The organism is Kitasatospora sp. NPDC033851 (assembly GCF_055576085.1).
The window spans coordinates 103,962-127,788 of record NZ_JBVIRL010000016.1 but is presented as its reverse complement, the minus strand read 5'-3'; the positions used below and the strand labels follow the sequence as shown (position 1 = coordinate 127,788).

The window sequence follows — 23,827 nt, the reverse complement described above, 5'->3', positions numbered from 1 at the left end:
GTCAGCTCTCCGCCGCGATGACGTCCAGCGCGCCCTGCAGGTCGGCGGGGTACTCGCTGGAGAACTCGACCCACTGCCCGTCCGACGGGTGCTCGAAGCCGAGCGACACCGCGTGCAGCCACTGCCGGGTCAGCCCGAGCCGCTTGGCCAGCGTCGGGTCGGCCCCGTACGTCAGGTCGCCCACGCACGGGTGCCGCAGCGCGGACATGTGGACGCGGATCTGGTGGGTGCGCCCGGTCTCCAGCTTGATCGCCAGCAGCGACGCGGCCCGGTACGCCTCGATCAGGTCGTAGTGCGTGACGGACGCCTTGCCGTCCTGGGTCACCGCCCACTTCCAGTCCGAGCTGGGGTGCCGCCCGATCGGCGCGTCCACGGTGCCGCTCATCGGGTCCGGGTGCCCCTGGACCAGCGTGTGGTACCGCTTGTCGGTGATCCGGTCGTGGAATTGCCGCTTGAGGTCGGTGTACGCGCGCTCGGACTTGGCGACGACCATCAGGCCCGAGGTGCCGACGTCCAGCCGGTGCACGATGCCCTGCCGCTCGGCCGCGCCCGAGGTGGAGATCCGGTACCCGGCCGCGGCGAGCCCGCCGATCACGGTGGGGCCGGTCCAGCCCGGGCTGGGGTGCGCGGCGACGCCGACCGGCTTGTCGACCAGCACGATGTCCTCGTCGTCGTGGACGATCCGCATGCCCTCGACGTGCTCGGCGACGATCTGCACCGGGGCGGCGGGGGCGGGGATCTCGACCTCCAGCCAGGAACCGCCGGTCACCCGGTCCGACTTTCCGGCCACGGCGCCGTCGAGCGTCACCTTGCCGTCGGCGGCCAGCTCGGCGGCCTTGGTCCGGGAGAAGCCGAACATCCGGGCCAGGGCGGCGTCGAGGCGTTCGCCCTCCAGGCCGTCGGGAACGGGGAGGCTTCGGATCTGCGCTGCGGTACTCACCCGTACGAGTATGCCGGAAACCCGGCCCGCCCCTTCCCGGGGCGGGCGGGCGGCCGCCGCGCTACTCCTCCTTGCCACCCTGCTGGTGGACGGTCCCGTCCGGGTTGCTGCCCCGGAAGGACAGCAGCACGACCAGGATCCCGCCGCAGACGATCGCCGAGTCGGCGAGGTTGAAGACCGCGAAATGCTGGACGGAGATGAAGTCCACGACGTGTCCGCGGAAGACGCCGGGCCAGCGGAACAGCCGGTCGGTGAGGTTGCCCAGCGCCCCGCCGAGCAGCAGTCCGAGCGCGATCGCCCACGGCAGGCTGTACAGCCGGCGGGCGATCCGCCAGATCACCACGATGACGGCGGAGGCGATCATCGTGAAGACGACGGTCAGGGCCTGGCCCATGCCGAACGCCGCGCCCGAGTTGCGGATCACCTGGAAGGTGACGACGTCCCCGATCACCTTGATCGCCGAGTGGTTCTCCAGCTTGGCGACGACCAGCAGCTTGCTGGCGAGGTCGATCAGGAAGGCGAGGACCGCGATGACCAGCAGTACCCCGATCCGCCGCGGGCCCTTGGGCTTCTCCGCCACCGTCGGTTCGTCCACGGACGCCGCCTCGGACGGCTCGGCCACGGGCACCTCCACGCCATCGGCGGGGGACGGGACTGCGTCGTCCCGGGTCTGGGGGGAACCTTGCGTACTGATGATCCGCTCCGCTGCCGATGGAGCTCCCCCGGCGTAGGAGGGGGAGGGTGGTGGGCCAGTGCCGACCCGACCGCGTCCGCAACCACGAACAGACGAGTCAGGCGACGTTACGGGGTCGAGCGTACGGCAAGCCCGACCCCCCGCGTCGCTCCGGTCGCCCGGTTCGGCAGCCGGTTCAGCGGCGTTCCTGCTTGGCCTTGCACTGCACGCAGAGCGTCGCCCGCGGGAAGGCCTGCATCCGGGCCTTGCCGATGGCCTTTCCGCAGGACTCGCAGGTGCCGAACCCGACGCCCTCCAGCCGGCCCAGGGCGCGCTCGGTCTGGGCGAGGCTGTCGCGCGCGTTGTTGGCCAGCGCCAGCTCGCTCTCCCGCGAGATGTTCTTCGTCCCGGCGTCGACCTGGTCGTCGCCGGCCCCGTCGTTGGAGTCGCGCATCAGACCGGAGATGGCCGCCTCGGCGGCGTCGATCTCGTTCTGCAGCCGCTCCAGCTCGCCGATCAGCTCGTTGTGGAGCTCGTGGACCTCCTCGGTGGTCCACGGATCCTCGCCGGGCCGGACCGGCAGCGTTGCCGGGTCCACGGACTCGGCCCCACGCGGCACGGTGACGGTGTCGGTGCTGGACTTCGGTGCGGTAGTGGTCACGGTCCCCTCCCCTGGATCGACCGCCACGGCCTTGCGTGCCCGCTTGGTGGCGGTACCCGCGCCGGTTCCCTTCTCAGCCATGGCTTCGACTCCATCTACGAACGAATCGAGCCGCCGGTTCCCGGCGGCTTCCAGTGCCGGAACGATAATCCCGATCAAAACCGGTCACAACATGACATACCGACGCCTCATGACGATCCCACCCAGGCAGCCGCCCCAGCCGCCACGCCCCTCGCGCTGACAGGGTTGTGCCCACATCGCCCCCGCCTAACCACCGCCCCGACCACCGCCCTGACCAGCCCCGCCACCAGCCCGGCCACCAACCCGGCCGCCCGCCCCGGAGGCCGCCCGCCCGAAACGGTTTGGACAAACCGACTCGCCCGGCCGATACACTGGCCCTGCAAGGCGCAGATGGGACGAGTACCGACGTACGCAGCCACGAGCGACCCGGGGATGGTGCGAGCCCGGGGGTGTGCACGACGGGAAGATCACCCCGGAGCCGCCGGAAGAACGGCCACCGCGAAGCCCGCGGCGGTCCACTAGACCCGGCAGCAAGCCCAAACAAGAGGGCCGCAACGCAGCACCGCGGCCAAGGAGGGTGGTACCGCGGGGCGGCCTGGCCGTCTCGTCCCTCCGGAGGATCCAGTCCCAGCATCCGCCGGAGGTAGACGCCCGCGATGAGCAGCTCCTACAACCCCGTCCCGGCGCAGGTGGACCTGCCTGCCCTGGAGCACCAGATCCTGTCGTTCTGGCAGGACAACAAGATCTTCCAGCGCAGTCTGGAACAGTCCGAGGGCCGCCCCGAGTGGGTCTTCTACGAGGGCCCGCCGACCGCCAACGGCATGCCCGGCGCCCACCACATCGAGGCCCGCGTCTTCAAGGACGTCTTCCCGCGCTACCGGACCATGAAGGGCTACCACGTCGCCCGCAAGGCCGGCTGGGACTGCCACGGCCTCCCGGTCGAGCTCGCCGTCGAGAAGGAGCTCGGCTTCTCCGGCAAGCAGGACATCGAGGCGTACGGCATCGCCGAGTTCAACGCCAAGTGCCGCGACTCGGTGACCCGCCACACCGACGCCTTCGCCGAGCTGACCACCCGCATGGGGTACTGGGTCGACCTGGACTCGGCCTACCGGACGATGGACCCGTCGTACGTCCAGTCCGTCTGGTGGTCGCTCCGGCAGATCTTCGACAAGGGCCTGCTGGTCCAGGACCACCGGGTCGCCCCCTGGTGTCCGCGCTGCGGCACCGGCCTGTCCGACCACGAGCTGGCCCAGGGCTACGAGACCGTGGTCGACCCCTCGGTCTTCGTCCGCTTCCCGCTGACCAGCGGCCCGCTGGCCGGCCAGGCCGCCCTGCTGGTGTGGACCACCACCCCGTGGACCCTGGTCTCCAACACCGCCGCCGCCGTCCACCCCGAGGTCACCTACGTGGTGGCCACCGACGGCAACGAGAAGCTGGTCGTCGCCGAGCCGCTGGTCGCCAAGGCCCTCGGCGAGGGCTGGGAGACCACCGGCGAGTCCTTCACCGGCGCCGAGATGGAGCGCTGGGCCTACCGCCGCCCCTTCGACCTGGTCGAGATCGAGAACGCGCACTACGTCCTCAACGCCGACTACGTCACCACCGAGGACGGCACCGGCATCGTCCACCAGTCCCCCGCCTTCGGCGCGGACGACCTCGCGACCTGCCGCAAGTACGGCCTGCCGGTGGTCAACCCGGTGCTCGCCGACGGCACCTTCGCCCCCGAGGTCCCGCTGGTCGGCGGCCAGTTCTTCAAGAAGGCCGACGAGGCCCTGGTCGCGGACCTCAAGGAGCGCGGCCTGCTCTTCCGCCACCTGCCGTACGAGCACAGCTACCCGCACTGCTGGCGCTGCCACACCGCGCTGCTCTACTACGCGCAGCCGTCCTGGTACATCCGGACCACCGCCGTCAAGGACGCGCTGATCCGCGAGAACGAGGCCACCAACTGGTTCCCTGAGACGGTCAAGCACGGCCGTTTCGGCGACTGGCTGAACAACAACATCGACTGGGCGCTCAGCCGCAACCGCTACTGGGGCACCCCGCTGCCGATCTGGCGCTGCGAGGAGGGCCACCTCACCTGCGTCGGCTCGCTGGCCGAGCTGACCGAGCTCACCGGCACCGACCAGAGCGGACTCGACCCGCACCGCCCGTACATCGACGCGGTGACCTTCGCCTGCCGCGACTGCGGCGGCACCGCCACCCGCGTGCCCGAGGTCATCGACGCCTGGTACGACTCGGGCTCGATGCCCTTCGCCCAGTACGGCTACCCGTACCAGAACAAGGAGCTGTTCGAGAAGCGCTACCCGGCGCAGTTCATCTCCGAGGCGATCGACCAGACCCGCGGCTGGTTCTACACGCTGATGGCGGTCGGCACCCTGGTGTTCGACAAGAACAGCTACGAGAACGTCGTCTGCCTGGGCCACATCCTGGCCGAGGACGGCCGCAAGATGTCCAAGCACCTGGGCAACATCCTGCAGCCCATCCCGCTGATGGACCAGCACGGCGCCGACGCCGTCCGCTGGTTCATGGCGGCCGGCGGCTCGCCCTGGTCGGCCCGCCGGGTCGGCCACGGCACCATCCAGGAGGTGGTCCGCAAGACCCTCCTCACCTACTGGAACACCGTCGCCTTCCAGGCCCTGTACGCCCGCACCTCGAACTGGGCGCCCTCCGCGAGCGACCCGGCCCCGGCCGACCGCCCGCAGCTGGACCGCTGGGTGCTCTCCGAGCTGAACACCCTGGTCCGCGAGGTCGACGCGGCCTTCGAGGCGTACGACACCCAGCGCGCCGGCAAGCTGCTCTCCGGCTTCGTCGACGACCTGTCCAACTGGTACGTCCGCCGCGGCCGCCGCCGCTTCTGGCAGGGCGACGCCGCCGCGCTGGCCACCCTGCACGAGGCGCTGGAGACGGTCACCCGCCTGATGGCCCCGCTCACCCCGTTCATCACCGAGCAGGTCTGGCAGGACCTGGTCGTCCCGGTCGTCCCGGACGCCCCGGCCTCGGTCCACCTGGCCACCTGGCCACAGGCCGACGAGTCGCTGATCGACGCGGACCTCTCCCGGCACATGGCGCTGGTCCGCCGCCTGGTCGAGCTGGGCCGGGCCACCCGCGCCGAGTCCGGCGTGAAGACCCGTCAGCCGCTCTCCCGCGCGCTGGTCGCCGCCCAGGGCTGGGAGGAGCTGCCCGCCGACCTGCGCGCGCAGATCGCCGAGGAGCTCAACGTCTCCACCCTGGAGTCGCTCGCGGAGGTCGGGGGCTCACTCGTCGACACGAGCGCCAAGGCCAACTTCCGCGCGCTGGGCAAGCGTTTCGGCAAGGGCGTGCAGGACGTCGCCAAGGCGGTCGCCGCCACCGACGCCGCCCGCCTGGCCGCCGAGCTGCGCGCCGACGGCGAGACCCGCGTCGAGCTCGACGGCGAGACGATCACCCTTTCGCCGGACGAGGTGATCATCACCGAGACCCCGCGCGAGGGCTGGGCCGTCGCCAACGAGTCCGGCGCCACCGTCGCCCTCGACCTGGCCATCACCCCGGAGCTCAAGCGCCTCGGCGTCGCCCGCGACGCCATCCGCCAGATCCAGGAGGCCCGCAAGAACTCCGGCCTGGACGTCGCCGACCGCATCGTCCTGCGCTGGCGCGCCGCCACCGAGGAGACCGCCGAGGCCATCGCCGAACACGGCCCCCTCGTCGCCGAGGAGGTCCTCGCCACCGACTTCGCCGCCGGCGCAGCCGACTGGGACTCCGAGACCTTCACCGACGACTCGCTCGGCCTCGCCTTCCAACTCCGCAAGGCCTGACCCCCGGCGAAGCCGCCGTCACCCCCGGGTGACGGCGGCTTCGCCATACCCACACCCACCCCGCGCCCCTCCCCCGAACCCCCGGTCCGGCCCCGTCTCCACCCCCACCCGCCCACACAAGAAGGCGCCCCCTCCCCGACCCGGAGGTCAGAAAGGGGACGCCCTCAGAAGGCCCTGCTACAACCTCAGTTGTCGCCGTCCTCGTCGATCAGGAAGCCCCGCATCGGCGCCGGAGCCTGCTGCATCGGCTGCGGCGGCTGCGGCCGGACGGCCGCCATCGGCTGGGTCATCCCGGCCGGCTGCATCTGCGGAGCACCGCCGTTGCCGACGTTGGGCTGTCCACCGAAGCTCGGCGCCGAGGTGTTGCCGCCGAAGGAGCTGTTCCCGCCGAAGGACGGCGAGCTGCCCCCGAAGGACGGCTGGTTGCCACCGAAGCTCGGCGCACCGCTGCCCATCGCACCGGCACCGGCCGACGCCATCGACGAGGCTGCCGGCGGCAGCGACGCGGTGGCGGGGATCCGCGGCGGGGCGAGCGAGTCGTCGGCCTGCGACTCCAGCTGACGGAGCTGGGTCTCCAGGTACGACTTCAGACGCGTGCGGTACTCACGCTCGAACGCCCGCAGGTCCTCGACCTTGCGCTCCAGCGTGGCCCGCGCGGACTCCAGGGAGCCCATCGCGACGCGGTGCTTCTCCTGCGCGTCCCGCTCCAGGGCGTCGGCCTTGGCACGGGCGTCGCGCTCGAGGCCTTCGGCCCGGCTGCGCGCCTCGCCGACGATCTTGTTGGCCTCGGAACGGGCCTCGGAGATCGCCTGGTCGGCGGTCTGCTGGGCGAGCGCCAGCACGCGGGCCGCGCTGTCGCCACCGGGGCCCTGCTGCTGCATCGGGGCGCCGAGCGGGCCGCCCATCTGCTGCGGGTTGCCCATCTGCTGCTGGCCGCCCATGGGGCCGCCCATCTGCTGCATCTGCTGCTGGCCCATGCCCTGGCCCATACCCTGGCCCTGGCCCATGCCCTGGCCCATACCCTGGCCCATCGGGTTGCCCATCTGCTGCGGGCCACCGGGGCCGCCCATGGGCTGGAGCATCTGACCGCCCATCGGCTGGACCAGCTGCTGCTGGCCGCCCATGGTCTGGTTCATCTGCTGCTGGCCGCCGGCCGGCGGCAGCTGCGGGGCGGAGCCGGCGGGCAGGCCGAGCGGCTGGTTGCCCATCTGCTGCTGCGGGCCACCGGGGCCCATCTGCTGCGGACCACCCTGACCCATCTGCTGCTGCGGGCCGCCGGGGCCCATCTGCTGCGGGCCGCCCGGGCCTTGCTGGCCGGGGATCGGCGGGCCGGATATGGCGGCCGGGACGGGGGCGCCACCCTGACGGGGGGCGTCCTGCGGCGGCTCCTTGCGCAGGTTGGCCTGGTTCTGCGCGGCGGCACGAGTCGCGGCGGCCAGCTTGGCGCGCAGGTCCTCGTTCTCCCGGAGGAGGCGCGTCAGCTCCGCCTCGACCTCGTCGAGGAAGGCATCGACCTCGTCCTCGTCATAGCCTTCACGCAGGCGGACGGTCGTGAACTGCTTGTTCCGAACGTCCTCGGGGGTCAATGGCATCTCTTCACCTCAACGTGATCGTCGGCACACCGGCATCCTGTCGCATCGCTCACCTACGACTAGGGGTGCACAAGCGAGATCAGGACATACACAATGATCATCAGTACGAAGAAGGACAGGTCGAGCGCCACGCCCCCGAAACGCAACGGCGGAATGAGCCGCCGAAGAAGCTTGAGCGGCGGATCCGTGACAGTGTACGTGGCCTCCAGGACCAGGACCATGGCCTTGCCAGGCCGCCACGAACGCGCGAACTGGAAGACCCAGTCCATGACCAGTCGCACGAGCAGGAACACCAGGAAGACGGTCAGGGCGTAGTAGAGCACCGCCCACACGATGTCCATCGCGTTTTCCCTCTCCCCGGTCCCGAGCCCTCGGGCCCGCCCTCGTCACCTGTCGCTAACCCACTGTTGATCAGATCCACACGTAAAGTCGTGGCCGGGTCAGCTCTGGTTGAAGAACCCACCCTCGGCGATCCGAGCCTTGTCCTCCGCCGTGACATCGACGTTAGCAGGCGACAGCAGGAACACCTTCTGTGTCACGCGCTCGATACTGCCGTGCAGACCGAAGACGAGTCCAGCGGCGAAGTCTACGAGCCGCTTCGCATCCGTGTCGTCCATCTCGGTCAGATTCATGATCACAGGAGTGCCGCCACGGAACTGTTCCCCGATGGTACGGGCCTCGTTGTAGGTCCGGGGGTGCAGCGTGGTGATGCGGTAGGGCTCTCGTTCGTTCACTACCTTGGGCATGATCACCGGGGCGCTCTTCTCCAGGTTGTGGCGGCGTTCGGGTGTGATGGACGACACGGGGGCCATCCTCGGGGTCTCCTGTCGGATCGGCACCGCCGCCGGCACCGGCTGCGGAGTGATCGAGGAGACCGGGGCGGGCGTGGCGGCGGCCGGGGCGGCCGGCCGGGGGATGTCCTCGGTCCGCTGTCCCGTCCGGATCGGCTCGGGGTCCGCGTCGTAGTCGTCGTCGGGGTCGTACCCCTGGCCGTCGTACGTCTCGTCCTCCACGAGGCCGAGGTAGACCGCCATCTTGCGCATTGCGCCGGCCATGCTCCTGTCTCCTCCGCTCATGGCCACCGAGCTGGCGCCCGGTGGCTACTCCGCGAAGCCGCGCCCCGTCCGATGGTCGCTCGCTTCGCTCACTCCGTGGGACCGGATCCGTCTCCCGGCGGCCGGGGCCGTACGGCCCTGCCTGCGGATTCCACGGTCCATCCACGACGGCGCGTCAGGCCGACGGCCTGTCAGGGTTCGTGGAGTGGGGTCCGCGGAGCTGCGATCCACGGTTCGCTAGCGCTCCGAAGAGCTGCTAGATTCTGTCCTATTTTGTCCTGCAGTCTGATCTACTTACCCGGTGACGTTACCTGAGGGGTGACCTCACTCCGAGTACCGCCGTTCCGACGCGCACATGTGTCGCTCCGGCGGCAATCGCCTGCTCAAGGTCGCCGCTCATGCCTGCGGAGACCATGGTGGCAGCAGGATGGGCCGTCCGTACGCCGGTTGCGATTTCCGCCAGCCGATCGAAGGCCCGGGCCGGGTCTCCGGCCAGCGGTCCGGCCAGCGGAGCGACGGTCATCACACCGTCAAGCCGCAGCCCGGGCGTGTCGGCGATGGCGTCGGCCAGCCGCGCGACGTCCTCCGGCGCGACCCCGGCCCGGTGCGCGCCCTCGCCGTGCGCCTTGTCCAGCGCCACCTGCACCAGGCAGCCCAGCTCGGGGCGCTCCGACTTGAGCACCGCCGCGGAGAGCGACTCGACCAGCCGCAGCCGGTCCACCGAGTGCACGTGGTTCGCGTACCCGACGACCGAGCGCACCTTGTTGGTCTGCAGCTGTCCGACGAAGTGCCAGTCAAGAGGAAGGTTTCTGCACTGCTCCGCCTTGGGTGCGGCGTCCTGGTCGCGGTTCTCCGCGACATCCGTCACACCCAGTCCGGCCAGCAGCGCGGTGTCCTCGGCGGGGTAGGTCTTGGTGACGACGATCAGGGTGACCTCGTCCCGGGAGCGCCCGGCGGCCGCACAGGCGGCCGCGATCCGGCGCTCGACCACCTCGAGGTTGGTCCCGAGCTCCTCGTACCGGGCCCGTCGGCCCTCCGTCAGCGCACCCAGCCAGTCCTGACCGGGCGAGAAGGGGCCGGGACCACCCGGGAACGGTCCGTAGATGTCATTCGTCATCAATGATCGGAGCCCAACCAGACGTAGCTCGCGAGCCGACCCGTGCGCTGCTCGCGGCGGTAGGAGTAGTGATCGGCGGATTCGAGGGTGCAGACCGGTGACCGCACCGGCTCCTTGACCCCCATCGCGGCCAGCTGGGCCGCGACTCCCTCCGGCACGTCCAGGGCCGGGGTCCCCCAGGAGGTCTCGGCGAAGGCCTCCGGCACCACCGCGGCGACCTCGGCGCGCAGCTCGGCCGGCACCTCGTAGCAGCTGCCGCAGACCGCGGGCCCGGTGGCGGCGGTGATCCGCCCGGGCTCGGCCCCCAGTTCGACCATCGCCCGGACCACCGCGGGCACCACCCCGGCCGCCAGCCCGGGCCGGCCCGCGTGGGCCGCGCCCACCACGCCGGCCACCGGGTCGGCCAGCAGCACCGGAGTGCAGTCGGCGGTCAGCACCGCGAGGGCGAGCGGCCGGTCGGTGACCACCGCGTCCACCGTCGGGGCCGCCCCCAGCGGCTGGCGCTCCGTCACCACGGCGACCTCGGCGCCGTGCACCTGGTTCATCCACACCACGTCGGCCGGTTCGATCCCCAGCTCCCGGGCGGCGAGCGCCCGGTTCTCCCGGACGGCCCCCGGGTCGTCCCCCACGGCGCCGCCGAGGTTGAGCTCCCCGTACGGCGAAGTGCTCACCCCGCCCCACCGGTCGGTGAAGGCGAAGTGAGCACCCGCGTGTACCGCGTGATCGATCACTTAAGGAAGTCCGGGACGTCGAGTTCCTCGGCCGGGCTCTCCACATAGGGCTGCCGGACCGGCTGCACCTGCGGCGGCACCGGGGCGGCGGCGGTCGTGGTGGCCGGGGTCTCGGCCCGGGTCGACGCGGCCGGGGTCTCCTCCGAACGGGACGCCACCGAGCCGATGCTCCCGTACGACGGCCGGCTGGCCGGGCGGTCCGGGGCGGCCGGCGGGGTGGCCGGGCGGTCCGAGGCGGTGGACTTGACCACCGGGTCACGGACGATCGCCGGCGGCTGCCCGCCGTCGAAGCCGGCCGCGATGACGGTGACCCGGACCTCGTCGCCGAGCGCGTCGTCGATGACCGCGCCGAAGATGATGTTGGCCTCGGGGTGGGCGGCCTCGCTGACCAGCTGGGCCGACTCGTTGATCTCGAACAGGCCGAGGTCGGAGCCGCCCGAGATGGAGAGCAGCACGCCGCGGGCGCCGTCGATCGAGGCCTCCAGCAGCGGCGAGGAGATCGCCATCACGGCGGCGGCCTTGGCGCGGTCCTCACCGCGGGCCGAGCCGATGCCCATGAGGGCCGAACCGGCCTCCGACATGACGGACTTGACGTCCGCGAAGTCGAGGTTGATCAGACCCGGGGTGGTGATCAGGTCGGTGATGCCCTGGACACCGGAGAGCAGGACCTGGTCGGCCGAGCGGAACGCGTCGAGCACGCTGACCTGGCGGTCCGAGATGGACAGCAGCCGGTCGTTGGGGATCACGATGAGGGTGTCGACCTCTTCGCGCAGGCTCGCGATGCCGTCCTCGGCCTGGTTGGCCCGGCGCCGGCCCTCGAAGGTGAAGGGGCGGGTGACCACGCCGATGGTCAGGGCGCCCAGGGAGCGCGCGATGTTGGCGACGACGGGCGCGCCGCCCGTGCCCGTGCCACCGCCTTCACCGGCGGTCACGAAGACCATGTCGGCCCCCTTGAGGACCTCCTCGATCTCCTCGCGGTGGTCCTCGGCGGCCTTGCGGCCGACCTCGGGGTTGGCGCCGGCGCCGAGGCCCCGGGTGAGTTCACGGCCCACATCGAGCTTGACGTCGGCGTCGCTCATCAGGAGGGCCTGCGCATCGGTGTTGATCGCGATGAACTCGACGCCCTTGAGACCGACCTCGATCATCCGGTTGATGGCGTTGACACCACCGCCGCCGATTCCGACGACCTTGATGACTGCGAGGTAGTTCTGCGGTGCTGCCACGTCGAAGGCCTCTCGCCTCGAATTTCCGGGTCGGCCCGGCCCGGCGAGGGTCCGTTCCGACGGATGTCGATGGGTAGGGAGCCTGGTTTCTGACTGAATGTCCGAAATGCCGACCGCCGACCCCAACCCTAAACTTGACCTTTAGGGTTAGTCCTGTGCCTTCGTCACATCACCAAGTGGCACAGTCTGGTGACACAGGACACTAGGTGGCTCTTGGCACGTGTTTCAACGAACACGCCGAGCTTCCCCTTTTCTTTTGAGCCTATGTGATCATCAGCCGGCTTAGGAAACCGGGGTGACCACCAAGGTTCAGGCCGACACTTCGAGGCGTCAACCCCTCCCTCAGGCACAGAACCTACCGGATCATCCCGACACCGCCGGCGCCTCCGGAGCGGTCACATCGAAGTTCGTACCCTTCTGGTTCAGCAGCGCCACCAGCACCCGGGCCTTCCGGTCGATCTGTTCCGGACTCCCCCAGCGCACCGTCGCACCCCCGCTGAGCTGCAGCTCGATGTCGTCGTACGAGTGCACCAGCACCGCCCCGGCCCGCTTGGCGACGTCCGGCGGCAACCCGGCGGCCACCGCCACCGCGCCCTGGACCAACTGCGGACGGGAGATCACCCCGTCCACGTCGTTCGCCTGCTGACTGAGCCGCAGCTCCACCACCGGCACGCCCTGCGGCGGGGCCGCCTCGGTGGCGAAGCTCACGCCCCCGGCATCCACCTGGGTGAACCGGCCGTCCTCCCCCTTGACGGCGGCCACCGCCTTGCGCTGGGCGACCTTCACCTGCAGGGTGTGCGGCCAGCCCCGCCACACCTCGGCCTTCGACACCCGGGGGATCGCCTCCACCCGGTGCCGGACGTCGTCCAGGTCCACCCGGGCCAGCGGGCCGTCGCCGAGCCCGCCGATCGCGTCGCGGACCTGGGCCGCCGTCAGCTTGTCGTCGGTCGTCCCCTGGACGGCGACGCTGCGCACGTCCAGCACCGACGAGTAGAACACCAGCCAGGCCAGCCCGCCCAAGACCGCGGCGCCGAGCACGCTCAGCACCACGATGCCCCGCCGGGAGAGCCGGAGGCGAGGAGCGGACTCCTCGTCCTCCAGCTCCGCTTCGAGCGGGTCGGCGAGCCGGCCGTCAGCCACGGCGGCGGCCGCCGCGGTGGGCCTGGATCGCCTCGTAGACCATGCCGACCAGCAGGTCGTCGGCGTCCCGCCGGCCGAACTCGGCCGCGGACCGGCTCATGTCCCACAGCCGCTGCGGGTCGGTGAGCACCGGCAGCACGTTCTGCAGCACCCAGTCCGGGGTCAGCTCGGCGTCGTCCACCAGCAGGCCGCCGCCGGCCTTGACCATCGGCTGGGCGTTCAACCGCTGCTCGCCGTTGCCGATCGGCAGCGGGACGAAGGCGGCGGGCAGGCCGACGGCCGCCAGCTCGGCCACCGTCATGGCACCGGCCCGGCAGAGCATCATGTCGGCCGCCGCGTAGGCGAGGTCCATCCGGTCCAGGTACGGCACCGGGCGGTACGGCGGCATCCCGGGGACGTCCGCGACCTGCGGCAGCTCGTTCTTGGGGCCGACCGCGTGCAGGATCTGCACGCCGTACTGCTGCAGCCGCGGGGCGATCGCGGTGACCGTCTCGTTGAGCCGGCGGGCGCCCTGGGAGCCGCCGGAGACCAGCAGGGTGGGCAGCCGCTGGTCGAGGCCGAAGTAGTGCCGGGCCTCCGGGCGGGCCGCGTTGCGGTCCAGGGTCGCGATGGTGCGGCGCAGCGGGATGCCGATGTACCGGGAGTCGCGCAGCTTGCTGTCGGGCGTGGAGACCGCCACGAAGTCGCTGTAGCGGGCGCCGATCTTGTTGGCCAGGCCCGGGCGGGCGTTCGCCTCGTGCACCACGATCGGCACGCCGGCCCGCTTGGCGGCCAGGTAGGCGGGCATCGCGACGTAGCCGCCGAAGCCGACCACGGCGTCCGCGTTGACCCGCTCGATGATCTCCTGGGCGGCCCGCACGGTGCCGCGCAGCCGGCCGGGGACGGTGATCAGCTCCGGGGTGGGCTTGCGGGGCAGCGGGACGGCCGGGATGAGCTCCAGCTGGTAGCCGCGCTCGGGCACCAGCCGGGTCTCCAGACCGCGCTCGGTGCCCAGGGCGGTGATCCCGATGGACGGGTCGTGCCTGCGGAGGGCGTCCGCGAGGGCCATGGCCGGCTCGATGTGACCGGCGGTCCCCCCGCCGGCGAGTACGACATGCACCGAAATTCACCGCTCCCTGCGTGCCGGCCCGGGGGCCGGGCGCGCTGTGGTTCGTCGTCGTGTCAGCACCCGGGCCAGTCGCTTCCTGATCCGGGAGTTCTTGTTCCGGGCGGCCAGGGCCGCCTTCGCGCCCGAGGTACTGCGTGCCAGGCACAGCAGCACACCGATCGCGGACATGGCCGACAGCATGGCGGAACCGCCGTAGGAGAACAGCGGGAGCGGGACGCCCGCAATGGGCAGCAGTCCCAGCGCCGACCCCAGGTTGATCATGGCCTGCGCCATGATCCAGGTGGTGGCGGCTCCCGCGGCGTACCTGACGAAGGGGTCCTTCGTGCCGATGGCCACACGGATACCCGCGTAGCCTAGTGCCGCGAAGAGGCCGATCACCGACAGCGTCCCCACCAGGCCCAGTTCCTCGCCGGTCGCGGCGAAGATGAAGTCGGTGTGCGCCTCGGGCAGCTGACCCCATTTCTCCACGCCGGCGCCGAGGCCGGTGCCGAAGCCACCGCCGTTCGCGAACGCGAAGACGCCGTGCAGGGCCTGGAAGCAGGCGCCTTCGGGGTCGAGCTTGGTGACGCCGATGCAGCCCAGTCGCTCCGCGCGGTGCGGGACGGTGATGACCAGCGCGGTGCAGACCACCACCGCGACCCCGACGGTGGCCACGAACAGCCGCAGTGGTGCTCCGACCATCCACAGCAGCGCGAACACCATGGCCACCAGGATCATCGAGGTGCCCATGTCGCCGCCGAACATGATCAGCGCGAGCAGCAGCAGGGCTCCCGGCACCAGCGGTACCAGCAGGTGCTTCCAGGAGTTCAGGGTGCCGGCCTTCTGCTTGCGGGCGAGCAGGTCGGCGCCCCAGAGCACCAGCGCGAGCTTGGCGAACTCGGAGGGCTGGAACTGGAAGAAGCCGAAATCCAGCCAGTTCTGGTTGCCGTTGATCCGCACCCCGATGCCGGGCACGGCGACCAGCGTGAGCGCGCCGATCACCCCGAACATCACCGGGTAGACGATCACCCGCAGCACCGCCACGGGGACGGAGGCGAAGCCGATCAGCAGGACCAGGCCGAGGATGGCCGCGATCAGCTGCTTGAGGAAGTAGTACTGGGCCGCGTGGTGCTGGTTCAGGGCGAGGATCTGCGAGGCCGAGAAGACCATCATCAGGCCGAGCACGACCAGCAGCAGCGTGCTGCCGACGACCAGCAGGTACGGCGTGAGCGGCCGGTCCAGCCAGTACCCGAGCCGGGCCCGGAAGGCCTGGACGCGGGCCAGCGGACCGGCCGACTTGTACTTGGTCGTGGTGGCGGAGATCACTCGCCACGGCTCGGCGGCGTCCTGCTTGCCAACGCCGGATTCCGCCCTGCCCTGCCCCGCCACGCCCCTACCCGTTCTGTGCTCTCGCCGGAGGCCCAGTGCCCTAGCTGTCCGCAAGCTCCCGGACGGCCGCCGCGAACAGGTCGCCGCGCTCGCCGTAATTGGTGAACATGTCCATCGAGGCGCAGGCCGGGGCCAGCAGCACGGTGTCACCCGATTGGGCGAGCGACGCGGCCGCGCGGACGACCTCGGCCATCGCCACCGCGCCAGTCTGGCCCTCGGCCGCCTCGATCACCGGCACATCCGGAGCGTGTCGCTCCAGCGCCTCGCGGATCAGCGCCCGGTCCTGGCCGATCAGCACCGCGGCGCGCAGCCGCTCGGCCGCGCCCTGCACCAGGTCGTCGAAGGTCGCGCCCTTGGCGAGGCCCCCGGCGATCCAGACGATCGGCCGGTAGGCGGCCAGCGAGGCGGCCGCCGCGTGGGTGTTGGTGGCCTTGGAGTCGTCGATGTAGGTGACCTCGCGGACCACGCCGACCTCGGCGATCCGGTGGGCGTCCGGGCGGAAGGCCCGCAGGCCCTCCCGGACGGCCTTCGGCTCGACGCCGTACGCCCGGGCCAGCGCCGCCGCGGCGAGCGCGTTGGCGATGTTGTGCGGGGCAGGAGGGTTGACGTCCTCGACGGAGCCCAGCTCGGCCGCGTTCTTGGCCCGGTCCTCGATGAAGGCGCGGTCCACCAGCAGCCCGTCCACCACGCCGAAGTTCGACGGGCCCGGGGCGCCGAGGCCGAAACCGATCGCCCGGCAGCCCTCCTCGACGTCGGCCTCGCGGACCAGCGCCTCGGTGGCCGGGTCGGCCAGGTTGTACACGCAGGCGACGACGTTGCCCTCGTAGATCCGGCCCTTGTCGGCGGCGTACGCCTCCATCGAGCCGTGCCAGTCGAGGTGGTCGGGCGCCAGGTTGAGCACCGCGGCCGAGTACGGGCGCAGCGAGGGCGCCCAGTGCAGCTGGTAGCTGGAGAGCTCGACGGCGAGCACGTCGTACGGCTCCTCGGCGAGCACCGCGTCCAGCACCGAGACCCCGACGTTGCCGACGGCGGCGGTGCGCATGCCGGCTGCGGCGAGGATCGAGGCGAGCATCTGGACGGTGGTGGTCTTGCCGTTGGTGCCGGTGACGGCCAGCCAGGGGGCGGGCTCGCCGGTGCCCGGCAGCGGCTTGCGCAGCCGCCAGGCGAGCTCGACGTCGCCCCAGACCGGCACCCCGGCCGCCTCGGCGGCGGCGAACAGCGGGCTGTCCGGGGCCCAGCCGGGCGAGGTGACGATCAGCTCGGTGCCCTCGGGCAGGCTCGCGCCGTCGCCGAGGCGCACGGTGATGCCCTGCGCCTCCAGCTCGGCGGCCCGGGCGGCCAGGCCAGGCCCGCCGCCGCCGTCCACGACGGTGACGCGGGCGCCGAGGCCGTGCAGGGCGCGTGCGGCGCTGATGCCCGAGACGCCGAGTCCGGCGACGACGACGGGCAGTTCGGAGAAGTCAGGGTTGGTCATCCGGTCCGGTATCCCGCGTAGAAGAGGCCGAGGCCGACGGCCACGCAGAGGCCCTGGATGATCCAGAAGCGGACCACGACCAGGACTTCGCTCCAGCCCTTGAGTTCGAAGTGGTGCTGCAGTGGTGCCATCTTGAAGACGCGCTTGCCGGTCATCCGGAAGGAGCCGACCTGGATGATCACCGACAGGGTGATGACCATGAAGAGGCCGCCGAGCATGATGAGCAGCAGCTCGGTGCGGGAGCAGATCGCCAGACCGGCGAGGGCGCCGCCGAGGGCGAGCGAGCCGGTGTCACCCATGAAGATCTTGGCGGGCGAGGTGTTCCACCACAGGAAGCCGAAGCAGGAGCCCATCAGGGCGGCCGCGACCACCGCGAGGTCCAGTGGGTCGCGGACGTCGTAGCAGCTGACGGTCGCGGTGACGGTGTAGGCGCAGCTCTGCCCGTACTCCCAGACGCCGATGAAGGTGTAGGCGCCGAAGGCCATCACGGAGGCGCCGGTGGCGAGGCCGTCCAGACCGTCCGTCAGGTTCACGCCGTTGGAGGTCGCGGCGATCATGAAGTAGGCGAAGATGACGAACAGCACGGGGCCGATCGACCACTTGAAGTCGCGCACGAAGGACAGCGACTGCGAGGCCGGGCTGAGCCCCCGGTCGTCGTGGAACTGCAGGGCCAGGATCGCGAAGGCAAGGCCGACGATGGACTGGCCGGCCAGCTTCGCCTTGGCCCGCAGGCCGAGCGAGCGGCGCTTGACCACCTTGATGTAGTCGTCCAGGAAGCCGACCAGGCCGAGGCCCGTGGTCAGGAAGAGCACCAGCAGCCCGGAGGCGGTCGGGCTCTCGCCCGTTATCGCCTTGGTGCCGAAGTACGCGATCAGGGTCGCCAGGATGAAGGCGATGCCGCCCATGGTGGGCGTGCCCTTCTTGCTGTGGTGCGCCTTCGGGCCGTCGTCGCGGATGTACTGGCCGTAGCCCTGCCGGGCGAGCAGCTTGATCAGGGCGGGCGTGCCGGCCAGCGAGAGGATCAGGCCGATCATCCCGGAGATGAGGATCTGCTTCATCATCGGGCAGCACCGTCCGTCAGGAGGGCCTCGGCCACCTTCTCCAGCCCCACCGAACGGGATGCCTTCACCAGGACCACATCCCCCGGCCGCAGCTGACTGCGCAGCAACTCGACCGCCGCGTCCGCGTCGGACACCAGCACCGACTCCTCACCCCACGAACCTTCGTTCCTCGCGCCGAGTTCCATGCAGGCCGCCTCGCGTCCGCCGACCGCCACCAGCTTGGTGACGTCCAGCCGGACGGCGAGCCGCCCGATGGCGTCGTGCTCGGCCAGGCTCTCCTCGCCGAGCTCCCGCATCTCGCCGAGCACCGCCCAGGTGCGGCGGCGCTCCGGGCCGCGACCCCCCATCGAGACCAGCGCCCGCAGCGCGGCCCGCATCGAGTCGGGGTTCGCGTTGTAGGCGTCGTTGACGACGGTGACACCATCGGCCCGGTCGACGACCTCCATGCGCCAGCGGGACAGCGCACCCGCCTCGCCCAGGGCTGCGGCGGTGTCGTCGACGGACATCCCGAGCTCCACCGCCACCGCGGCGGCGGCGAGGGCGTTCGAGACGTGGTGCTCACCGTACAGGCGCAGTTGCACGGGCGCGGAACCGGCCGGGGTGGTGAGCGTGAACGATGGCCGTCCGGTGGCGTCCAGGCGAACGTCGGTCGCCCGGACGTGGGCGTCCGGGGACTCCCCGAACAGGACCACCTTCGCCTTGGTGCGGGTGGCCATCGCGCGCACCAGCCGGTCGTCCGCGTTGAGGATCGCGGTGCCGTCGACGGGCAGCGCCTCGACGAGCTCGCCCTTGGCCTCGGCGATCGCCTCCTGGGAGCCGAACTCGCCGACGTGGGCGGTGCCGACGTTCAGGACCACGCCGACCCGGGGCGGGGTGATCGAGGTGAGGTACTCGATGTCGCCCTTGTGCCGGGCGCCCATCTCCATGACGAGGTGCCGGGTGCCGGCCTCGACCCGCAGCGCGGTCATCGGGTGGCCGATCTCGTTGTTGAGCGAGCCGGGCGGGTAGACGGTCGCACCGTGGCGCTGGAGCAGCTGCGCGATCATGTCCTTGGTGCTGGTCTTGCCGGCCGAGCCGGTCAGCGCGACCACGGCGGTGCCCTCGGCGCGGGCGACCACGGTACGGGCCAGCCTGCCGAGCGCCTCCACCACACTGTCGACCAGGACGGCGGGCACGCCGACCGGGCGGGAGGCCAGCACCGCGACGGCGCCGGCCTCGACGGCTGTGGTCGCGTAGTCGTGGCCGTCCACGTGTTCGCCGACGAAGGCCGCGAACAGGCCGCCGGGGCTCACCTTGCGCGAGTCGACCTCGACCGGGCCGGTGACCAGGGTGTCCGGGTCGGCGCCGTCCAGGGTGCCCCCGACTGCGGCGGCCACCTCGGCGAGGGTCAGTGCGATCACTGCTGCTCTACTCCTCGGTCGCCCCGCACGGCCGTGGTCCGCGCGATGGACTCGCGCAGCACCTCCCGGTCGTCGAAGGGGCGGATCTCGTCTCGTACGTACTGGCCGAGCTCGTGGCCCTTGCCGGCCACCAGCACGGTGTCCCCCGCCTGGGCGCGGGCGACCGCCAGCTGGATCGCCTCGGCCCGGTCGGGAACGACCAGGACGGCCCCGCGCTCGGCCTCCGGCACCGCGGCGGCGCCGGTCAGCATAGTGGCGAGGATCGCCAGCGGGTCCTCGCTGCGCGGGTTGTCGCTGGTCAGCAGGGCGGTGTCGGCGAGGCGGGCGGCGATGGCGCCCATCGGGCCGCGCTTGTGCGGGTCGCGGTCGCCGCCGCAGCCGACGACGACGTGCAGCCGGCCCTTGGTGACCTCGCGCAGCGAGGCGAGGACGGCCTGCAGGGCGTCCGGCTTGTGCGCGTAGTCCACGACGGCCACGAACGGCTGGCCGGCGTCCACCCGCTCCAGACGGCCGGGCACGCCGGGAACCGCGGCGACGCCGGCCACGGCCTGCTCCAGCGGCAGCCCGGCGGCGACCAGCAGGGTGATCGCGGCGATCGCGTTGGCGACGTTGAACGGGCCGGGCAGCGGGACGGCCGCCTCGGCCTCGGCGCCGTCCGGGCCGAGCACCCGGAAGGTGGAGCCGACCGGGCCGAGCCGGACGTCCACGGCCCGCCAGTCGGCGTCCGCGGCGCCGGTGGCGGAGAAGGTGGTCACCGGGATCTTGGCCTCGGCGGCGAGCCGGCGGCCGTACTCGTCGTCCAGGTTCACCACGCCGTGGCGGGACTTGCCGGGCTGGAAGAGCCGGGCCTTCGCCTGGAAGTAGTCCTCCATGTCCGGGTGGAAGTCGAGGTGCTCGGGCGTGAGGTTGTTGAACAGCGCGACGTCGTACGCGACGCCGTCGGTGCGGCCGAAGACCAGGGCGTGGCTGGAGACCTCCATGGTCACCGCGTCGGCGCCGCGCTCGGCCATCACGCCGAGGATCGCGTGCAGGTCGGTGGCCTCGGGGGTGGTGCGCTCGCTCTTGATCCGCTCCTCGCCGACCCGCATCTCGACGGTGCCGATCACGCCGGGGTGGCGCCCGGCGCCGCGCAGGCCGCCCTCGACCAGGTACGAGGTGGTGGTCTTGCCGTTGGTGCCGGTCAGCCCGATCATCAGCAGCCGCTCGGAGGGGCGGCCGTAGACGATCGCGGCGAGCTCGCCCATGACGGCTCGCGGCCGCTCGACGACCAGCAGCGGCAGACCGGTGTCGGCCGCCAGGTCGGCGCCCGCCAGGTCGGTGAGCACGGCCACCGCGCCGGACTCCGCGGCCTTGGCCGCGAAGGCCGCGCCGTGGTGGTTGGCGCCCGGGAAGGCCACGTACACATCGCCCGGGCGGACCGCGCGGGAGTCGTGGGTGACGCCGGTGACGGCGCCGCCCTCGACGGGCGCGAGACCCAGCCGGACGGCCAGCTCGGCCAGCGGCAGAGCGGCGGTCCCGGTCGGGCGGGGCGGACTCACGGTGGTTTGATCGGGTTTCGGCACGGCGGGAAGGCTATCCGCCGAAGGGTGCCCAGGGCCAAACCGGCCCTTCGCCGCACCGTCGGCCGACCCGGCCCGCTCGTCGCTCATGCTCGCTCACGGCTTCCACTCGACGGGCAGGTTGGGCGCCTGGCTGCCGCTCGGCGGGACCTGCAGGGTCTTCAGGGTGAACTCCATCACCTGCTTGAACACCGGGCCGCACAGCTGGCCGCCGAAGTGGCCGTTGACCGGGCCCTGGAGAGTACAGGAGACGGTGACGCGGGGGGCGTCGGCGGGGGCGAAGCCGATGAAGGAGGCGGTGTAGCCGTCGTAGCCGACGCCGTTGGCGGCGCCCCGGTCGGCGGTGCCGGTCTTGCCCGCGACCCGGTAGCCGGGGATGGCGGCCTTGCCGCCGGTGCCCTGCTCGTCGTCGACGACCGACTCCAGCATCGAGGTGAGGGTCTTGGCGGTCTGGTCGCTGACCACCCGGGTCTGCTCCCCCGGCGGCGTCGCGGTGTACTTGCCGTCCGGGCCGGTGACGCCCTGGACGATGCTGGGCGCGACCCGCACCCCGCCGTTGGCGATGGTCGAGTAGACCGACGTGGCCTGCAGCGCGTTCATCTGCAGCGGGCCCTGGCCGAAGGAGATGTTGTACTTCTCCGAAGCGACCAGGTCCTCCGGCTTCTTGAGCATCCCCGGGGTCTCCCCGGGGAAGTTCAGGCCGGTCGGCTGGGCGACGCCGAACTTGCGCATGTAGCCGTCCAGCACCTTGTTGGCCTGGAGCTGGTTGCCGTCACCGAGGGTCTCGATCGCCTCGATGGTGCCGATGTTGGAGGACTTGGCCAGCACTCCGGCCAGGGTCAGGTACCAGGGGTCGTGGTTGACGTCGTCCTTGAACTGCTGGCCGGCCCGGACCAGCCGGTTGGGGACGGTGACCTTGGTGTCCCAGGTGGCCTTGCCGGAGTCCAGGACGGCGGCCAGGCTCATCAGCTTGGCGGTGCTGCCCGGCTCGTACGCGTCGACCAGGGCGGGGTTGCCCAGCTGGGCCTGCTTGGACAGGCTCAGGTCGTTCGGGTTGAAGCCGGGCGCGGTGGCCATCGCGAGGACCTGGCCGGTCTTCACGTCCTGGACCACCACGTAGCCCTTCTCCGCGCCGGAGTTGGCCACCTGGTCGGTGATCGCCCGCTGGGCGGCCCACTGGATGTCCCGGTTGATGGTCAGCTTCACGTCGCTGCCGGGCACGGCCGGGTCCATCGAGCCCCCGGCGGTGGGCACCAGCCGTCCGCCGGCCTGGGCGTAGCTGCTGTGGCCGTCCTTGCCGGCCAGCTGCTGCTGGTACTGCAGCTCCAGCCCCCCGGCGCCCGCGCCCTCGCCGTTGACGAAGCCGACCAGGTTGGCGGCCAGCCCGTCGGCGGGGTAGACCCGCTTCTGGGTCTCCCGGTTGAACACCCCGGCCAGCGGGTTGGCGCACTCGTTGTCCACCCGGGTGCGCCCGCCCTGGTCGGCGGGCTTGCCGAGCAGCTTCTTCTGGACCTGGCAGGCCCGCGAGCCGGCCTGCTTCTCCAGGCTCGACTTGAGGTCGCTGATCTGGTTCTTGGCGGCCGGGGTCTGCTGGGCGGCGAGCCGCTTGTAGCGGGTCTTGGGGGTGTGCAGGTCGGCGGCGATCCTCTCCTTGGGCACACCGAGGATCGGCGACAGCAGGGCGGCCGCCTGCTCCGGCGCGTCCGGGATGCCGGTCGCCTCCGGGGTGAACATCGCCGGGTCGGCGGTGATGTCGTACGCGTCGACGGTGGCGGCCAGCGCCACCCCGTCGGCGGACGCTATCGAGCCGCGCTCGGCGGTGATCGGGATGTTCAGGTAGCGGTTGGTGTTGGCGTCGGCGGCCAGCGCGTCCGAGTCGACCAGCTGGAGCTGGATCAGGCGGCCCGCGAAGACCGAGAACACCAGCGACATCACCACGGTGATCACCCGCAGCCGGCGCTTCGGCTCGGCCAGCTTGAGCGCCTTGGGGCGCTGCGGCAGCCGGCTCTTCGGGCGCGGCCGCACCGCCGCCTGGCTGCGGGCCGGCGGCCGGCCCTCCGGACGCCGCTGCTGCGGCGTGCGCGGGGCGCTGCGGGACACGGCGGCCTTGGCGGGCTGCACCTTCGCGGGCTGGGCCTTGGCCGCCGACTGGCCGCGCGGGGGCTGGGCCTTCGGGGGCTGAGCCTTCGGGGGCTGGGCCTTCGGGGACGGGGCCTTGGCCGGCTGGCCGCGCGTGGGCTGGCTCTTGGCGGGCTGCGGCCGACCGGAGCCGGACTGGCCGCGCGGCGCGGCGGACCGAGGCACCGGGCGGCGGCCGTTGCCGGAGCCCGAACCGGAGGGCTGACGAGGCGTGGTCATCGGCCGGGGCCCCCGTTCGGCGCGGCGGGCGAGGCCGGGTTGAGCTGGATCACCGAGTCGCCGGCCGAGGCCGCCGTCGTCGGAGTCGCCGTGGTGGTCGGTGCGGCCGGTGTCGTCGGCACGGCCGGCGGGGCCGGCGGCTGGGCGGCCGGCGACGGTCCGGTGCTCGGCTGGGCGCCGCCCGGCACGGGCTTGGTCGGCCAGGGGTCGGCCGTGGAGCGCTTCACCGGCGGGCTGTCCTGCGCCGGGCCGGGCGTGCCGACCACCTTGCCTCCGTTCGGGACGTCCAGGAAGGCCATCCCCCCGGCCGGGACCATGCCCAGCTCGGCGGCTCGCCTGGCCAGCGCGTCCGGGGCCGAGCTCTGATCGATCTGGTGCTGCAGGCTCTGCTGCTCGTCGGTCGCCACGGTGGTCTGCTTCTGCAGCCGGGACAGCTCGAAGGAGCCCTCGTTGAGCGCGGTGTTCAGCGCCAGCAGCCCGAGCAGCCCCGCCGCCAGCAGCACCACGACGAGCACCGCGAACGGCGTGCGCCCCCGGACCGGGCGTTTCCCCGGCCGG

19 protein-coding genes are annotated in these 23,827 nt (G+C 71.9%); 1 reads left to right on the top strand and 18 read right to left on the bottom strand.

What is annotated here, in order from left to right:
* Position 1: 1 nt before the first annotated feature.
* The 3 genes from ACZ51D_RS27565 to ACZ51D_RS27555 all read right to left on the bottom strand — a co-directional run bounded on the left by ACZ51D_RS27565 (position 2) and on the right by ACZ51D_RS27555 (position 2,274).
* Positions 2 to 940 (bottom strand): RluA family pseudouridine synthase, encoded by a 939-nt coding sequence (locus ACZ51D_RS27565; RefSeq protein ID WP_360505388.1) that lies wholly within the window; start codon positions 938 to 940, stop codon positions 2 to 4.
* A 61-nt stretch (positions 941 to 1,001) separates the two neighbouring features.
* A complete protein-coding gene (gene lspA / locus ACZ51D_RS27560) occupies positions 1,002 to 1,637 on the bottom strand; it encodes a signal peptidase II (RefSeq protein ID WP_465621654.1) in 636 nt (211 codons plus the stop codon).
* 172 nt (positions 1,638 to 1,809) lie between these two features.
* A complete protein-coding gene (locus tag ACZ51D_RS27555; protein ID WP_360505385.1) occupies positions 1,810 to 2,274 on the bottom strand; it encodes a TraR/DksA family transcriptional regulator in 465 nt (154 codons plus the stop codon).
* Positions 2,275 to 2,951: 677 nt separating this feature from the next.
* Here ACZ51D_RS27555 and ileS point away from each other — a divergent pair.
* Positions 2,952 to 6,083 (top strand): isoleucine--tRNA ligase, encoded by a 3,132-nt coding sequence (gene ileS, locus ACZ51D_RS27550; RefSeq protein ID WP_465621448.1) that lies wholly within the window; start codon positions 2,952 to 2,954, stop codon positions 6,081 to 6,083.
* A gap of 185 nt (positions 6,084 to 6,268) precedes the next feature.
* On the opposite strand, the gene ACZ51D_RS27545 is transcribed toward ileS, so the two are convergent.
* From ACZ51D_RS27545 to ftsL, 15 genes are all read right to left on the bottom strand, one after another.
* A complete protein-coding gene (locus ACZ51D_RS27545) occupies positions 6,269 to 7,675 on the bottom strand; it encodes a DivIVA domain-containing protein (protein WP_465663765.1) in 1,407 nt (468 codons plus the stop codon).
* A gap of 59 nt (positions 7,676 to 7,734) precedes the next feature.
* Positions 7,735 to 8,016 (bottom strand): YggT family protein, encoded by a 282-nt coding sequence (locus ACZ51D_RS27540; RefSeq protein WP_030060143.1) that lies wholly within the window; start codon positions 8,014 to 8,016, stop codon positions 7,735 to 7,737.
* 99 nt (positions 8,017 to 8,115) lie between these two features.
* Positions 8,116 to 8,730, bottom strand: a complete 615-nt coding sequence (locus ACZ51D_RS27535; protein ID WP_360505471.1) for a cell division protein SepF — start codon at positions 8,728 to 8,730, stop codon at positions 8,116 to 8,118.
* Between the two features lie 307 nt (positions 8,731 to 9,037).
* On the bottom strand, positions 9,038 to 9,847 hold the full coding sequence (locus tag ACZ51D_RS27530) for a YggS family pyridoxal phosphate-dependent enzyme (RefSeq protein ID WP_360505379.1): 810 nt from the start codon (positions 9,845 to 9,847) through the stop codon (positions 9,038 to 9,040).
* Complete coding sequence (gene pgeF / locus ACZ51D_RS27525; protein WP_360505377.1) at positions 9,847 to 10,578, bottom strand: peptidoglycan editing factor PgeF; 732 nt, start codon at positions 10,576 to 10,578, stop codon at positions 9,847 to 9,849. The genes ACZ51D_RS27530 and pgeF overlap by 1 nt, the downstream gene beginning before the upstream one ends.
* Positions 10,575 to 11,801: a cell division protein FtsZ gene (gene ftsZ / locus ACZ51D_RS27520; protein ID WP_465621450.1), complete on the bottom strand. Its 1,227-nt coding sequence runs from the start codon at positions 11,799 to 11,801 to the stop codon at positions 10,575 to 10,577. The genes pgeF and ftsZ overlap by 4 nt, the downstream gene beginning before the upstream one ends.
* A 363-nt stretch (positions 11,802 to 12,164) precedes the next feature.
* The gene (locus tag ACZ51D_RS27515; RefSeq protein ID WP_465663764.1) at positions 12,165 to 12,941 is read right to left on the bottom strand and encodes a cell division protein FtsQ/DivIB; all 777 of its coding nucleotides are present in this window, start codon (positions 12,939 to 12,941) and stop codon (positions 12,165 to 12,167) included.
* Entirely contained in the window at positions 12,934 to 14,040 is a 1,107-nt protein-coding gene (murG, locus tag ACZ51D_RS27510; RefSeq protein ID WP_030239918.1) for an undecaprenyldiphospho-muramoylpentapeptide beta-N-acetylglucosaminyltransferase, read from the bottom strand. Before murG ends, ACZ51D_RS27515 begins: the two co-directional genes overlap by 8 nt.
* 6 nt (positions 14,041 to 14,046) lie before the next feature.
* On the bottom strand, positions 14,047 to 15,351 hold the full coding sequence (gene ftsW / locus ACZ51D_RS27505; protein ID WP_360505469.1) for a putative lipid II flippase FtsW: 1,305 nt from the start codon (positions 15,349 to 15,351) through the stop codon (positions 14,047 to 14,049).
* Between the two features lie 106 nt (positions 15,352 to 15,457).
* Positions 15,458 to 16,891, bottom strand: coding sequence for a UDP-N-acetylmuramoyl-L-alanine--D-glutamate ligase (gene murD / locus ACZ51D_RS27500; protein ID WP_465663763.1), 1,434 nt, complete (start codon positions 16,889 to 16,891; stop codon positions 15,458 to 15,460).
* Positions 16,888 to 17,949 (bottom strand): phospho-N-acetylmuramoyl-pentapeptide-transferase, encoded by a 1,062-nt coding sequence (mraY, locus tag ACZ51D_RS27495; protein ID WP_360505467.1) that lies wholly within the window; start codon positions 17,947 to 17,949, stop codon positions 16,888 to 16,890. The genes murD and mraY overlap by 4 nt, the downstream gene beginning before the upstream one ends.
* The gene (locus tag ACZ51D_RS27490) at positions 17,949 to 19,352 is read right to left on the bottom strand and encodes a UDP-N-acetylmuramoyl-tripeptide--D-alanyl-D-alanine ligase (RefSeq protein ID WP_360505369.1); all 1,404 of its coding nucleotides are present in this window, start codon (positions 19,350 to 19,352) and stop codon (positions 17,949 to 17,951) included. The genes mraY and ACZ51D_RS27490 overlap by 1 nt, the downstream gene beginning before the upstream one ends.
* Positions 19,349 to 20,914, bottom strand: coding sequence for a UDP-N-acetylmuramoyl-L-alanyl-D-glutamate--2,6-diaminopimelate ligase (locus ACZ51D_RS27485; RefSeq protein ID WP_465621456.1), 1,566 nt, complete (start codon positions 20,912 to 20,914; stop codon positions 19,349 to 19,351). The genes ACZ51D_RS27490 and ACZ51D_RS27485 overlap by 4 nt, the downstream gene beginning before the upstream one ends.
* Positions 20,915 to 21,007: 93 nt before the next feature.
* The gene (locus ACZ51D_RS27480; protein WP_465663762.1) at positions 21,008 to 23,269 is read right to left on the bottom strand and encodes a peptidoglycan D,D-transpeptidase FtsI family protein; all 2,262 of its coding nucleotides are present in this window, start codon (positions 23,267 to 23,269) and stop codon (positions 21,008 to 21,010) included.
* Positions 23,266 to 23,784 (bottom strand): cell division protein FtsL, encoded by a 519-nt coding sequence (gene ftsL, locus ACZ51D_RS27475; protein ID WP_465621460.1) that lies wholly within the window; start codon positions 23,782 to 23,784, stop codon positions 23,266 to 23,268. The genes ACZ51D_RS27480 and ftsL overlap by 4 nt, the downstream gene beginning before the upstream one ends.
* Between the last annotated feature and the right edge of the window lie 43 nt (positions 23,785 to 23,827).